Source organism: Halobellus clavatus, assembly GCF_900107195.1.
Taxonomy (GTDB): Archaea; Halobacteriota; Halobacteria; order Halobacteriales; family Haloferacaceae; genus Haloquadratum; species Haloquadratum clavatum.
In genome coordinates this window covers 251,866-266,715 of record NZ_FNPB01000002.1, presented here as the reverse complement: position 1 = coordinate 266,715, position 14,850 = coordinate 251,866, and the positions used below count along the sequence as shown (strand labels likewise).

The following is a 14,850-nucleotide window of genomic DNA, read 5'->3' as shown; positions in this document are numbered from 1 at the left end:
TAGATTTTTGTCCGCCTCTCACCAGGGGATGGGTATGCACTACCGCGAGGTCGAGTCGACCCGGGAGTTCCTGCTTCGACTCGAAACGGGGGGCGACTGGCGCACCGAGATCGAGGAGTTCGCCGACCTCGAAGGCATCGACGCGGCGTGGTTTCAGGCGATGGGGGCCGTCCAGGACGCCGAGGTGTGGTTCTACGATCAGGAGGACCAGGAGTACCAGTCGGTGACGTTCGACGAGCCCTTAGAGGTCGCCGCCTGCGTCGGGAACGTCGCTGATCTCGACGGCGAGCGCTTCGCCCATACCCACGCCGTGCTCTCGCGGCGGAGCGGGCAGGCGCTCGCCGGGCACCTCAATGCCGCGACGGTCTTCGCGGGCGAGGTCCACCTCCGCGCGTTCGACGAACCGCTCGAACGGGCCCACCACGAGCCGACCGACCTGGACCTCTGGTTGTAATGCGCGGCGACGACGAACGGTACTTCGAGGAGATCGAATCCCGTCTCGATCAGGCCTTCGAGCGAGCAGAGCGCGCGAAGGCGCAGGGATACGACCCCGAACCCACAGTCGAGATCCCGGTCGCGAAAGACATGGCCGACCGGGTGGAGAACATCCTCGGGATCGACGGCGTCGCCGAACGCGTTCGGGAGTTGGAGGGCGAGATGTCCCGCGAGGAGGCCGCGCTGGAACTCGTCACCGACTTCGTCGACGGCACCGTCGGGGACTACGAGGGCCGCGCCGGGAAGATCGAGGGAGCGGTTCGGACCGCCGTGGCGCTGCTCACCGAGGGCGTCGTCGCCGCGCCGATCGAGGGCATCGACCGCGTCGAGATCCTGGAAAACGACGACGGCACCGAGTTCGTGAACGTTTACTACGCGGGCCCGATCCGCTCTGCGGGCGGGACCGCCCAGGCCCTCTCGGTCCTCGTGGCCGACTACGCCAGGTCGCTGCTCGACATCGAGGAGTACAGGGCGCGATCCGACGAGGTCGAGCGCTACGCCGAGGAGATTGGGCTCTACGACAAAGAGACCGGGCTCCAGTACTCGCCGAAGGACAAGGAGACGAAGTTCATCGCCGAACACATGCCGATCATGCTGGACGGCGAGGCCACCGGCGACGAGGAGGTCTCGGGCTTTCGGGACCTCGAACGGGTCGAAACCAACGCCGCCCGCGGTGGGATGTGTCTCGTCCTCGCAGAGGGGATCGCGCTCAAGGCCCCGAAGATCCAGCGCTACACCGGCGACTTGGACGAAGTCGACTGGCCGTGGCTCCAGGACCTCATCGACGGGACGATCGGAACGGACGCAGCGGGCGCAGACGAAGAAGCCACCGACGAACAGGCCGACGACGACTCAGGAGCGGAATCCGAAGGCGGCGATCCGGCGGGCGACGAATCGGGTCCCGGCGCGACCGACCCCGATGGACCGACCGGCCCCCCGCGGCCGGCGCCGTCGACGAAGTATCTCCGGGACCTGATCGCCGGCCGCCCGGTCTTCGGACACCCGAGCGCCGACGGTGGCTTTCGCCTCCGCTACGGCCGCGCCCGCAACCACGGCTTCGCGACCGCGGGGGTCCACCCCGCGACGATGCACCTCGTCGACGACTTCCTCGCGACCGGCACGCAGATAAAGACCGAGCGGCCGGGGAAGGCCGCCGGCGTCATCCCGGTCGACTCAATCGAGGGACCGACCGTGAGACTGGCGAACGGCGACGTGCGCCAGATCGACGACCCCGAGGAGGCGCTGGAAGTCCGGAACGGCGTCGAGAAGATCATCGACCTGGGCGAGTACCTCGTCAACTACGGCGAGTTCGTCGAGAACAACCACTCGCTCGCGCCGGCCTCGTACGTCTACGAGTGGTGGGTCCAGGAGTTCGAGGCCGCCGGCGGGCCGGTCCAGGCGCTCGCGGACGATCCGAGCGTGGATCTGGCCCACCCGACGCCCAAGGAGGCGACCGAGTGGGCGAGCGCCTACGACTGTCCGCTCCACCCGGACTACACGTACCTCTGGCACGACATCTCGATCAGTGAGTTCGAGGACCTCGCCGACGCTATCGAGGACGGCCGGATCGTCGCCGCGGAGGCCGACGGTGGCCTCGTTGACGCTGACGCGCCGCCGCATGGCGATGGCACCCGAGACGGCACGCACAGTGCGACGAGCGGCAGCGACGCCCTAGTCGTCACTCACACCGATGCGGTCGCGAGCACGGTGGAGCGCCTCCTCGTCGAACACACCCAGGGCGAGGAGACAATCGAGATTCCGGAGTGGCGACTCCTGGTTCGGTCGCTCGGCTTCCGGATGAGCGACGGGGAGATCGAGCGCACCTGGACCGAGAGCGACCTTTCGAGGCGCGCCCGCGAGTGGGACGACGGCGAGAACGCGCTCGAGGCCGTCAACGAGGTCGCACCCTTCACGATCCGAGAGCGTGCGCCGACTCGCATCGGCAACCGGATGGGCCGCCCGGAGAAGTCCGAGTCACGAGACCTCTCACCGGCCGTCCACACGCTCTTTCCGATCGGCGAGGCCGGCGGGAGCCAGCGCGACGTCGGGGAGGCGGCACGGGCCCGAGACGACGAGGGCCGCAGAGGCGTCGTCGACGTTCGCGTGGGCGACCGACGCTGTCCCGAGTGCGACACCCACACGTATCGAACGCGCTGTCCCGACTGTGAGGCCCACACCGAACCGCACTACGAGTGCGAGGAGTGCGGCCAGGTGATCGAACCCGACGACTCCGGCCGCGTCTACTGCGACCGCTGTGAGCGGGACGTCGAGAGCCCCGAGTGGTTCTCGATCGACGTCGGCGAGGAGTACCGCGAGGCGCTCGAACGCGTGGGCGAACGCGAGTCGGCGTACGACATTATGAAAGGCGTTCAGGGGCTCACCTCGTCGGACAAGACGCCCGAACCGATGGGGAAGGGCGTGCTCCGGGCGAAGAACGGCGTCACCTCGTTCAAAGACGGCACAGTCCGCTACGATATGACGGACCTCCCGGTCACCGCGGTTCGCCCCGCGGAACTCGACGTGACCGCCGAGGACTTCCGCGACTTGGGGTACGACACAGACATCGACGGCGAGCCGCTGGAGTTCGACGACCAGCTCGTCGAATTGAAAGTACAGGATATCGTCCTCTCGGACGGCGCGGCCGAGCATATGCTCAAGACCGCGGACTTCGTCGACGACCTGCTCGAACAGTTCTACGGCTTGCCCCCCTTCTATGAGGTCGAAAAACGCGAGGACCTGGTCGGCGAACTCGTCTTCGGGATGGCCCCGCACACGTCAGCGGCGGTGGTCGGCCGGGTGGTCGGCTTCACCTCCGCGGCCGTCGGCTACGCGCATCCGTACTTTCACGCCGCGAAGCGACGGAACTGCTTCCACCCGGAGACGAAGGTCTGGTACTGCGACGAGGAGGACAAGTGGCACCACGAGCCGATTCGCGATCTCGTCGAGCCGCGACTCGACGACCCCGACGAGGACGACTTCGGCACGCTCGTCCAGGAACTCGACGGCGACGTGTACGTCCCGTCGATAACCGAGGACGGCGAGGAGGTCCCGAAACCGATCGAGGCGGTCTCGAAACACGTCGCGCCGGAGCATCTCGTACGCGTGGAGACGCGGAGCGGGCGGGAGATCACAGTTACTCCCGATCATCGACTCTGTCGGAGGGACGGCGGCGTAGAGAAGATTGAGGTGACGGAGTTGGCTCCGGGCGACTGCCTCGCAGTCCCGGGAGATCCACCAATCGACGACGTCGCGGCCGCTGATACGGCAGAGCCGGCATATGCCGACGGCGGACGTGAGACGGACGCCATCGCGACGATCGAGTACGTCGAAAGCGACGTCGATCACACGTACTGTCTGACTGTCCAAGATACGCACACAGTATTGTCAAATTCTATATATTCAGGTCAATGCGACGGCGACGAAGACTGCGTGATGCTTCTTATGGATGGCCTGCTGAACTTCTCGAAGTCCTATCTCCCCGACAAGCGCGGTGGAAGCGTCTCAGAGGGCGCTCGGCTCGTCGCGGTCGCTCCCGATGGAGAGGTCCACTTCACCACGTTCGACGAGTTCTGGAATGAACTCGATAGTCCCGTCGAACACGACGGGAAGTTCCGGAAGAAGACCTGCGTTTCCGAGGGGTGGCAAACGTACGCCTTCGACAAGAACCACGAGGCGTCGCTAAAGCCCATTCAAAAAGCGATTCGGTACCGAGCCGACTCCGACGAGTCGCTTGTCCGAGTCGAGACACAGTTCGGCCGTTCGCTCGACCTCACCGAGCATCATAGCCTCTTCCGTTACGATGACGGGATCGAAGAGGTAGCGGGAGCCGACCTCGAACCCGGTGATCTCGTTCTTGCACCGCAGACGTTCGGGATTGAGCCGACGGAGACCACGATCGACGCGCTCGACGCCGTTGAAGACCCGTACGTCTTCCTCGACGACTCGATCGAGGAGTTCCTGACCGACGTGTGGGACGACGCGGAGCGAGGGGACTCGACCCGCGTCGCGTTCGACGGGGGACTCTTATGTCGGTTGTCGAAGCGGAAACTGTCCAAAGAAACGCTTGATTCGATCGATAAGGCGTCCGGATCGAATGTTCCGGAGGACGTCGAAGTCGGTCTGAAGGGATCATCTGACGGAATCGGACGATTCATCGATGTCGATGAGGACTTCGCCTGGCTCCTCGGCATGTTCGTCGCCGAGGGATCGCTGTCCGGAGTCAGACCGACGATTCATATCAGCGAGAAGACCCTCGTCGATCGAGTTGTCGGCGCAAGCAAATCCGCCCTCGGCGCGACGCCGAGCGTTCGGTGGTCGAACAAAGCCTACGAGGTTGCGTTTCCTGCGGTGTTCCGCGAAGTTCTCTACGATATCGGATTCGAAGACGCCGACTCGTCCGATTCGAGCGAGAAGGTGGTCCCGGACTGTATCCTCCGTGCGGCGGACGACGTTGCGCTCGCGTTCCTGCGAGGGTTCATCGCCGGAGACGGAAGCGAGACGGCGGACGGGAATGTGACAACAGTCGCGTGTTACACGACGAGTGAAGACGTCAAGGACGGACTCGTCTTCCTCCTCCATCGATTCGGGGTCGTCGCAAACGTCTCACACAGGGAACGCGAGGAGTCCCGACAGCCCATCTATACAGTCTCCGTTTCTGGTGGTGCGTCCGACAACCAACTCCACCGCATCTTCGACGGCGACGAGCCGTATCAACCCAAGAGTCTCGTTGTCTCGATTCCGGAGGCGCTGTTCGAGATTCGGGAGATGGACATCGAGGGCATCAAGCAACTGATCCCGAAGTATCTGAAGCGTCGAGAAAACGTCCCTCTCGAAAAACTACGAGAAATAGTGGCGGCGATCGAGGACCGCGATCTCCCTGAAAGCGCACGTTCGAAGCTCGATTCGATCCGTCCGCTAGTGGATGGAGACCTCTCGTACCTCAGGGTGAAAAACGTCGATCGAATCGACTACGACGGATATCTCTACGACCTACAGGTCGGAGGGGATCCGGTCTTCACCGCCAACTGGCTCTATGCACACAACTCGATGGATGCGCCGCTGGTGATGTCCTCGCGGATCGATCCGAACGAAATCGACGACGAGGCGCACAATATGGACATCGTCCGGCGGTACCCCCTCGAGTTCTACGAGGCGACCCGCGAGATGGCCGACCCCGGCGCGGTCGAAGACATCATCCAGTTGGGCGAGGACACCCTCGGCACCGACGACGAGTACCGCGGCTTCGATCACACCCACGACACCACGGACATCGCGCTGGGGCCCGACCTCTCGGCGTACAAGACGCTCGGATCGATGATGGACAAGATGGACGCCCAGCTCGAACTCTCCCGCAAACTGCGCGCAGTCGACGAGACTGACGTCGCCGAGCGCGTCATCGAGTATCACTTCCTCCCCGATCTGATCGGGAACCTCCGGGCGTTCTCCAGACAGGAGACCAGGTGTCTCGACTGCGGCGAAAAGTATCGCCGGATGCCGCTGACGGGCGAGTGTCGGGAGTGTGGCGGGCGCGTGAACCTGACGGTCCACGAGGGGTCGGTGAACAAGTATATGGACACCGCCATCCACGTCGCCGAGGAGTTCGGCTGTCGGGAGTACACCAAGCAACGACTCGAAGTCTTAGAGCAGAGTCTCGAATCGGTGTTCGAGAATGACAAGAACAAGCAGTCCGGCTTTGCGGACTTTATGTAGAATCAGGCGTTCGTCCTCCACAGGCGGCACTTTGTGGCCATAGTGCCGTTGATCCACCACCGAAGGCGCCCGCTCTGCGTGTGCAACGTTCGGGATGCGGCATCGAGAGCGACCCACGGCAAGTCACGCGCTGTCAGCACCCCAATTATATCATCTGACAGAAATCTGGACTTCGTGATACTCCCGTTTGGAGGCCTCAGACGCCGTCCCACCCGGGCCGAGTCAAAGTATATGTTATCAGCCCATAAATAGGCGCGCTATGTCCGGGGATAAAAAGAAGGAGCGGTCCGGTGGGTCGAGTCGGCGGCGCGTCCTTGGCGCCTTCGCCGCAGGCGTGTTGGCCGGTGGGGGCGCGGCGACAGCGTGGTTCCAGACACGCCCGGACGAGCAACCGATCGACCCGGGACCGACACCTGAGCCGACGCCAGCGCCCACTCCCACCGACGCGCCGGAGCCGACAGCCCCGACCATCGTGCGGCGGTACGCGCCAGACCTGTACTTCGGCCGGCTCGAAGAGTGGTACCCGACCGACCCCACTGAGTTACTCGGCGCCGGCGATAGCGTTCTGGATGGTTTCGACGCGCTCGATAACTACGCCGCGGCCTTCACCGACCCCAGGTCGCCGCCGTGGCCGACGGTGTTTTACAACGTGGTCGAGGACGCCGGGAGTCCGGGTATCGACGCCATCCAGTACTGGATGTACTCGGCGTTCGATCAGTTCACGGTGAACTTCCACTGGCACGACTGGGAACTGCTCCAGGTGTTCGTCGACCGTGAGACGGGAGCGCCCCTGCTGCTGTCGGCGAGCGCTCACTCCCGGACGGTGCCCAACAACGAATATGCCAACCCGCCTACCCCGGAGGAGCGTCGGCCCGGGGTCCTGTCGGAGGTCGGCTCTCACTCCAGTGCCAGCGAGACAAACGCCGTCGTCCCGACGTTCGAACGGGTCCCGTCCAGTGACTGGGGTTCCGACATCACAAACGATGCCGTCAGTATCTCGACGCGGGTCCGTGCCCCATTCGCCTACGGCCTGCCACGCGACGAGGGGGCACGGCTGCCGTTCGTACTGCCGGAACTCGACGGCCAGCCGCTGGACGAACATCCAGACCTGTCGGTCGACCGCGGGGATTTCATCGACGAGCGAGTCACCGTCAGTTCGTGGAACGGCCTCCCGCGGCCACCCGCGGACATCCCAACTCGGGAGTCGGGGCTCGTGCTGACCAGCTCCGAGAGCCAGACCGACGGCGACGTCGCGTACGCGCTCAAACCGATGGCGCGGGTCCGTGCGGCCATCGGCGACTTCGTGGGTCCACAGTTGAGCTTCGAGTTCGCCGTGCCGGGCTTTGCCGAGGACCGACTCGCTAGCCACATCACGTCGGTCGGCACCCCGTGGGAGCAGCCACGCTTTACCGACCCACTGACCGATGTGACCGACCCGGACCACCGCCGCAGTATCGCCGGCGAGGTGTCCGGTGGGCTCACCAATCGTGTCGTCGGCAGAGTGCGACAGCTCCGGGCGGGCGCCGAAGGAACCGTGCCGCAGGTGAGCGACGACGCCCGGTCGGCCCTGGCAGACCAGATTCCCGTCTCGCTGTTCGGGGTGCCGGTCGAGGCCGCCGTCAGGTTGGCCAGTCCGGACCCGGTCGCGACAGTCACCCGCGGCGGCGTCTTCGGCCTGCTGCGCGTCGAGCAGGGCGACCACCTGCTGGTGGTCAACGGCCCTGGCTACGCGCCGGTCGCCGAGCGGTTCGACCACGATGGCGGACTGGTCCGTGCCGGCGCTGGCGGGGAACTCACCGTCGTCGCCAGCGAGGACGCCGCGACGATTCGGGGCGACGGCCGCGCCGCGAACGGTGTCGAGCGCGTGCGAGTCATCGAGGACTACGCCGGCACGGTGTACGACGGTCGCCCGGTCGAGCCGGACCGGTACAAGATTCCGGTCCACCGCGCGGGGACCTACACGGTTGTGGTGGTCGACGGGAACGGGCGGCGTGGCGCCTACCGCGTCACTCCTGCCGACTTCGGTGATGCCGACGACACCATCAGAGAAGTCGTCACAGCGGGCAAGGCGTCGCTGGCCCGCTCACTGGCGGCGTTTCTGAGAGACCTGCGCGACCTCGCGGGAAGCCTTGCAGAACAAGATGGGGCGAGGGGACAGGTGATCGAACTGCTATCGAGTGCGCTGACGGCCGTCGAGGACGCGGTCGCCGCTACCGAGGAGGGTGCGGCCGTGCGGGCGGACGACCGACTCCGTGCGGCCGTCGATGCCCTCCAGCGCGCCCAGGAAACCCTCCAGAGTGACAACCAGGACGGCTACACCGACAGTTCAGTGGCCGCGCTCGACCCCCGTATCGGTCGCGCCATCGAAGACGCCCAGGTGGCTATCGAGACGCCGATCGGCTAACTGCGCTCAGCCGAGACGTGTTCGCCCGCGAGTCCGATTCTGAAGTCGCCCTTCCACCCGCAACGCAAAAGCGACGGATCACAGCCGCCGTGCATCGGTAGCGACAGCGTTTGTAGAGCGATATACCGCGCCAGCGGGGATCAAGATTCGAGAAGGAGACAGAGAGTAGACGGTCGTCAGAACACCCGCTCGGAGGCGAGTTCCGCGCCTTCGACGAGCGACTCGAGTTTCTTCCAGGCGATCTCCGGGTGTACCGCACCGAACCCGGCGAAGGTCCCGAGGCCGCAGTCCGCGCCGGCGACGATTCGCGTCGGGTCACCGATCGCGTCGACGAAGCGCTCGATGCGGTCGGCGATGACGGCCGGTGGTTCGACGTAGTTGACGGTCACGTCGATGACGCCGGGGACGAGCGTCCAGTCGTCCGGGAGTGAGTGCTCGGCCAGCAGGTGGTAGTCGTGCTGGTGGCACGGGTTCGCCTGTTCGAGGAGCAGTCCACCGACGTCGGCGTCCGTGAGGTGCGGGAGTACCTCGGCGAGCGGGATGTCGTGGTGGTGCGGCCCCTCGTAGTTCCCCCAGCAGGTGTGGATCCGGACCTGCTCGCGGGGTATCTCCTCCAGTGCGTCGTTGAGCGCGTCGATGTGGGTTTTCGCGACATCGACGAACGCCGCATCGGACCGATCCTTGAACTTCAGATGCCGGCCACCGAGGAGATCGGGGGCGTCGATCTGCAGGGTTGCACCGGTCTCGGCGATGAGTTCGTACTCCTGTCGGATCGCATCGGCGATCGCCTCGGTGAAGGCCTCGTGGCTCTCGTAGTACTCGTTGCCGAGATATGAGGCGACGGCCCCGGGCGAGGCGGCGGTCACGAACGTGTCCTCGAAGTCGGCCTCACCGGCTTCGATCGCCTGCTCGAAGTGTTCGTACTCGCTGCGAGTCTCTGCCTCGCCGTCGTATTCGATCGGTCCAGTCACGGCGGGAATCGTGGCTCCCGGTTCGGACCACTCGCTGAACGTCGGCACCTCGCGAGCGTACTCCGGGAACTCTTCGAGGTCGGCCCACTGGATCGCCGGCGACTCGCCGTCGAATCCGGAGAGACGGTCGACGACGTAGGTCACGAACGAGAGGCGATTCTGCTCACCGCTGGAGGCGATGTCGATCCCGATCTCGTCCTGGCGACGGACGACTGATTCGGTCGCCTCTCGGACCGCCTGGTCGAAGGCGTCGCTGTCGATCGATTCACCGGCCTGTCGTTGCTCGAAGAATTCCAGGAGTGATTCCGGACGGGGCAGGCTCCCGACGTGCGTCGTGAGGATTCTGTCGTTGGTGACGGTCATCTGGCGTTCACAGGCGTACCGATGGCCTCGATCGGGGTTATATTAACTATAGCACATAATATTGCCACTATATATTCTTCTTAGTTATATACGACAGAAGAACCATCCGACGGGACGAGGGCAGCGACTCCCAGTCGACCATACAGCAACGAAGTAGTCGACCGCGACAGGGGTCGATCAGAAGTAGTCGCGGGACCAGAATCAGCCCGCGTCTCGAAGACGCTGCTCGATCAGAGGCAATCGCCCGCCGACGAGCAATCGGACGAGGAGTAGGTCGCGATAGTCGTGGTATTTCACCACGCCGACACACACGGTCTCACCGGTTTACGCTGTGCGCGGTCAGGACCACCACCAGCCAGACGCTTTTCGAGAGTTCAGTGATCGCACTGGCCCGGATTTCGCTCCCGATGCCGACAAAGCCGACAACTCTCCGGGCAATACTGCGCGCGGCGCCAGTACTCGCTGCGGTGGGTCCGCTTCCTCTCTCGAAGCGTAATCCAGCCACGCAATCGGGACATCGTCGCCTACTGGCGACGTTAGTCGAATCAGTTGCTACCACGCAGCGCACGAAAGTCCGTTCTCGGGCATCAGCCTCCCGTTGTCGGCTAATCTAGCGATTCGGCAGGGCCAGGAACCCCAGTGCCGGGTCGTGGTACCGCGACCCTCGGAAGGGTTATCCCTCAGCCCGCTGTACGCTTGTATGCAATGGCACACGGTAAGGTTGACTTCTTCAACGACACAGGCGGTTACGGTTTCATCTCGACTGACGACGGCGACCTCGACGACGACGAAGACGTCTTCTTCCACATGGAAGACGTCGGCGGCGAGGATCTCACCGAGGGTACTGAAGTAGAGTTCGACATCGAGTCCTCGCCGAAGGGCCCGCGCGCAGCGAACGTCGTCCGGCAGTAACGTCGAAGCACACTCGTCGCGTCAGCGGTGACCGACGATTTGACTTTTCACACAACTACACGTCCCAGCCAAGGCTCTCTCATTTGGTGGTGCTGAAGGCGACGTCCGCCTCGCTCTGCGACAGTTACTCCAGATATCCGAGTTGGCGGAGGCGTTCCTGTGCGTCTTCGTCCATCTCCTCGACGGTGTCGTCGGAGACGTCGTCGTCGAGCGCGTCGGTCCACGCGCCGCCGACCGCCGACTCGAAGTCCGCGAGCGTCTCGCTCACTGCCTCGATCTCGGGGTCGCCCGCGCCCGCGACGTTGTCGGTTTCGTCGGGATCGGCGTCGAGTCGGTAGGCCTCGTCGTCGATCCGGTCGATCCGGACGTACTTCGCATCGGTCCGACGCGCGGCTCGCATTCGCGAATAAAACCGTGACTCCTCCGGGATCGAGATCCCGGCACTTGCCGCCTTCTCCTCCAACTGCTTGAGTTCGACGACCGGGCGGGAGTACTCGACGAACGCATACGCGCCGTCGCCGCGCTGGCCAGGATCGCGATCGGCGTCGGGCACGCCCTCGAACTCCCGGTAGGCGTCCGAGAGCAGCGACCGCGTCCGATCGAGCGCGACGGCCGCGTCGCCCCCTGCCGCGGGCGTCCCGCCGTCGACGTCGAGGGCGTCGAGCACCGTGTGATACAGGTCCACGAGTTCGACCTGGTCGTCTCGCCGATCCGCGTCGAGAGCGGGGTGTTTGACCAGCAGCGGGACGTTCACCAGCGGATCGTACAGGCAGAACTCGTGCCCGTAGAGGTCGTGTTCGCCGTGGAGTTCGCCGTGGTCGGCGCAGACGACGACCATCGTGTCGTCCCACTGCCCCTCGGCTTTCAGCCAGTCGAACAACCGCCCGAGTTGGGCGTCGATGTGTGCGATCTCGGCGTCGTAGAGGTTCCGGATGTCCGCCCACTCCGACTCGTCGATGTCCCGAGCGCCCGCGTTGTACTCCTTGGAGTTTTGACAGACCGTCGTGGAGTCGACGCCGGGGGCGAACTCGGCAGCGAACTCCTCGGGCGGATGATACGGCAGGTGGGCGTCCATCAGGTTGATGAACGCGAACGAGCGGTCGCTGTCGGCGATGAACGCCTGCGTCCGATCGATCACCGCGGGCGTCTTCGAGTCTGCGCCCTCCCCGCCGGCGAAGTACTCGTGTGCCGTGTTGCCGAGGCTCACGAGTTTGTCCGCGATCGCCCGGAGCGCCTCGTTGTCGTTCATCGTCTTCCAGGCGCGCGCGAGCGGCCCCGAGAGGAAGTCGCCGGGCATCACCTCGAAGAAGTTGTCCTGCTCGTCGAAGCCGTCGGTGAGGTGGGTGTACGGCGTAATCCACGCGTTCGAGGAGTAACACGCGGTGTCGTAGCCCGCGTTCGACAGCGTCTGCGCGAGCGTCGTCGCGCCCTCCAGATACGGGTTCTCCTGGTCTGCGCCGTGCTGAGAGGGGTACATCCCCGTGAACAGCGAGGCGTGTACCGGCAGCGTCCACGGTGCGGGCGCGACCGCGTGCTCGAAGACGGTCGCCTCGTCGGCGAACGCGTCGAGATTCGGGGTCGTCGGGCGGTCGTACCCGTAGGGGGTGAGGCGGTCCTTCCGGACCGTATCCATCACCACGAAGAGGACGTTCTCGGGCGATTCGGTGGACATATCCACCCCTCGCGGCCTGGACATCAAAGAATCACCGGTCCCGGGTCGGGAAGTCGAAGGCCCGGATTAGAACGGGGCCTGCGGACCTTCGTCGCTACTGCTCTCGTCGTCCGACGTCTCGCCGGGGAACGAAGGCGACATTCCGTCCTCGTGGCCACCGCCGCCACCACCCATACCGGTGTCGGCGTGGACGGTTTCGATCTCGGGGATCTCTTTGACCATCCGGCTCTTGATCGCCTGGATCGTCATCGGGGAGATGCCACAGCCCGAACACGCGCCGCCGAGTTGGATCGACACCTCGCCGCTCTCACGGTCGAGGTGCTGAATCGCGGCCGACCCACCGTGCATCTGGATCTGTGGGAAGTTCCGGCGCAGGAAGTTCGTGACACGCTCTTTCAGGTCGTCGTCGCCGCCTGCAGCGTCCGTACTCATAGCTATCTATTCAGTGCCGATGGGCTTAGGCCTTTGGTTCGATGCAGTTCGCGGAACGTTCGGACTGTCGAGCCGGTCCGCGCAAGAAATGAGAGATCGGTCGGTCCGCCGTGCAACTCGGTCGCCTCGTGACGACCTCAGATGACGCGGTTCTGGAGGTAGTCGAGGTGCTTCGCGTTGTAGACGATCCTGACTTCTTCCGCAGCCGGCGAACCGATGCAGGTCAGACGAACGTTCTTGTCGGAGACCTCCTCGTCGGAGAGGATCTGCTGCATATCCATATCGATCTCGCCCTCCTTGAGGATCGACGCACAGTTCGCACAGGCACCCGCGCGGCACGAGAAGGGCCAGTCGTAGCCCTGCGCCTCGGCGGCTTCGAGGATGTACTCGCCCTGGTTGACTTCAAGCGAGCCGTAGTCTTCGTCGTCGAGGCCGGCGTCGGCGGCTTTCTCGAAGAGATCGTCGTCGTCCATATCCCAGCCCTGGTCGTCCAGCACTTCGTAGTTGAGGTATTCTACGGTAGGCATCTCAGCCGATGGTTTGTATGCCACCCAATTAGACTTTGCTGTTCAGTTTTCAGCCCCGCATCGACCACGTGCAACAGTTAGAGGGTCAACGACGGCCATTTTCGACGGGTGTCGGCCGTGACGAACGGGGCCGCGACCGTCACAGCGGAACGGCGGCGAACAGGACGTACGACGCCGCGGCGGACAGACTCGGGGTGAGGATCCAGAAGAAGATCACCCGGCCCGTGGTCCCCGGATCGAACAGGTCCGTCCCGGCGAGGTCGCCGGAGGTCTCTTCGCCCATCGCGGGCACCTCGTCGGCCGTCTCGGTAGTCAGCGCGTCGACGGAGAACTCCGGGGTGTCGCCGCCGAGCGCCTCGCCGAACGTCACCGTCCGGGTCGCTCGCCCCCAGCCGAGTCCGACGATGCACATCGTCGCCGAGACCGCGAGGCTCGCCGGAATCCCGAGATACGACAGCATCGTAATCAGCGACGCCGACACCGTCTCGACGACGAGCGCCGCCAGGATCGGGAGTTCGGTGAGGTCGTTCCCGACGGTGTCGAGCGTCCGGCGCGCGATGGTGAACGCCCCCAGGCCGATCGCGCCGACCGCCAGAAAGATCCCGTTGTCTATCGACACCGCGCCGTTGCCGACGAGCGGGGCGACCGCGTTGGCCGCGTTCGACGCCCCCGCTGAGTAGGCCATATAACAGGCGATGAGCACGACCAAGACGACGCTGCCGAGTTCCCGCGGCGTCGTGTTCGGGCCGAGTCGCGGACGCGGTACGGCGTCCGCTCGATGGACCGTCAGGATCGGCCCCGGCGAGCGGTCGAGTTTCAGTGTGGCGTCGAGGTAGGGGTAGACGTACCGGCCGATCACGGCGCAGATCCAGAAGGCGATCACGGGCGCGACGATCCACCACGAGACGATCTCGAGCATCACGGCTTCGTTCAGGGTCCCGGAGGCGATGCCCAGCCCCGCGATCGCGCCGACGGCCGTCATCGACGTCGATGCGGGGACGCCGAAGGTGTTCGAGATCAGGAGTGCGAGTCCGACGAAGAAGAGGACGGCCACGCTCGCGGCCAGAGTGAACTGGCTCTGGGGGACGATCTGGCCCCCCATCGTCTCGATCACCTCGCGGCCGGCCGTCCACGCGCCGAAGAGGGCGAATCCGGTCATCAACGCGGCGGCACCCAGTTTCGAGACGAGGCCGCTCCCGACCGCGGGGCCGAACGCGACGCCGGTCGAGGAGCCGCCGATGTTGAAACCGACGAACACCGCGACGAAGAGCCCGACGAGCAGAAGCGGTTCGATCACACGCTTCGTTCAGCGGACGAAGAAAAAAACGTCACCATCGAGGGCGGCGCTCAGAGCGCCGGCGGCGG

9 protein-coding genes are annotated in these 14,850 nt (G+C 64.8%); 4 read left to right on the top strand and 5 right to left on the bottom strand.

The features are described from left to right. Positions 1-34 precede the first annotated feature (34 nt). From BLU74_RS04745 to BLU74_RS04735, 3 genes are all read left to right on the top strand, one after another. Positions 35-454 (top strand): PPC domain-containing DNA-binding protein, encoded by a 420-nt coding sequence (locus BLU74_RS04745; RefSeq protein ID WP_089765739.1) that lies wholly within the window; start codon positions 35-37, stop codon positions 452-454. Beyond that, on the top strand, positions 454-6,204 hold the full coding sequence (gene polC, locus BLU74_RS04740) for a DNA polymerase II large subunit (RefSeq protein WP_089765737.1): 5,751 nt from the start codon (positions 454-456) through the stop codon (positions 6,202-6,204). The genes BLU74_RS04745 and polC overlap by 1 nt, the downstream gene beginning before the upstream one ends. Positions 6,205-6,463: 259 nt before the next feature. Continuing rightward, entirely contained in the window at positions 6,464-8,608 is a 2,145-nt protein-coding gene (locus BLU74_RS04735; protein ID WP_139175649.1) for a hypothetical protein, read from the top strand. A gap of 176 nt (positions 8,609-8,784) precedes the next feature. On the opposite strand, the gene BLU74_RS04730 is transcribed toward BLU74_RS04735, so the two are convergent. After that, entirely contained in the window at positions 8,785-9,942 is a 1,158-nt protein-coding gene (locus tag BLU74_RS04730) for a cobalamin-independent methionine synthase II family protein (RefSeq protein WP_089765732.1), read from the bottom strand. Positions 9,943-10,647: 705 nt separating this feature from the next. Between BLU74_RS04730 and BLU74_RS04725 the strand changes: the two genes are divergently transcribed. After that, the gene (locus BLU74_RS04725; RefSeq protein WP_004978121.1) at positions 10,648-10,854 is read left to right on the top strand and encodes a cold-shock protein; all 207 of its coding nucleotides are present in this window, start codon (positions 10,648-10,650) and stop codon (positions 10,852-10,854) included. A gap of 124 nt (positions 10,855-10,978) precedes the next feature. Here the strand turns inward: BLU74_RS04725 and BLU74_RS04720 are convergent, their stop codons facing one another. The 4 genes from BLU74_RS04720 to BLU74_RS04705 form a co-directional block, all read right to left on the bottom strand. Next, complete coding sequence (locus tag BLU74_RS04720; protein WP_089765731.1) at positions 10,979-12,526, bottom strand: sulfatase; 1,548 nt, start codon at positions 12,524-12,526, stop codon at positions 10,979-10,981. Between the two features lie 66 nt (positions 12,527-12,592). Continuing rightward, positions 12,593-12,958, bottom strand: a complete 366-nt coding sequence (locus BLU74_RS04715) for a NifU family protein (RefSeq protein ID WP_089765729.1) — start codon at positions 12,956-12,958, stop codon at positions 12,593-12,595. Positions 12,959-13,095: 137 nt separating this feature from the next. Continuing rightward, positions 13,096-13,485 carry a ferredoxin Fer gene (fer, locus tag BLU74_RS04710; protein WP_089765727.1) on the bottom strand — a complete coding sequence of 130 codons (390 nt, stop codon included), beginning with the start codon at positions 13,483-13,485 and terminating at the stop codon, positions 13,096-13,098. 139 nt (positions 13,486-13,624) lie between these two features. Further along, a complete protein-coding gene (locus BLU74_RS04705; protein WP_089765724.1) occupies positions 13,625-14,782 on the bottom strand; it encodes an inorganic phosphate transporter in 1,158 nt (385 codons plus the stop codon). Between the last annotated feature and the right edge of the window lie 68 nt (positions 14,783-14,850).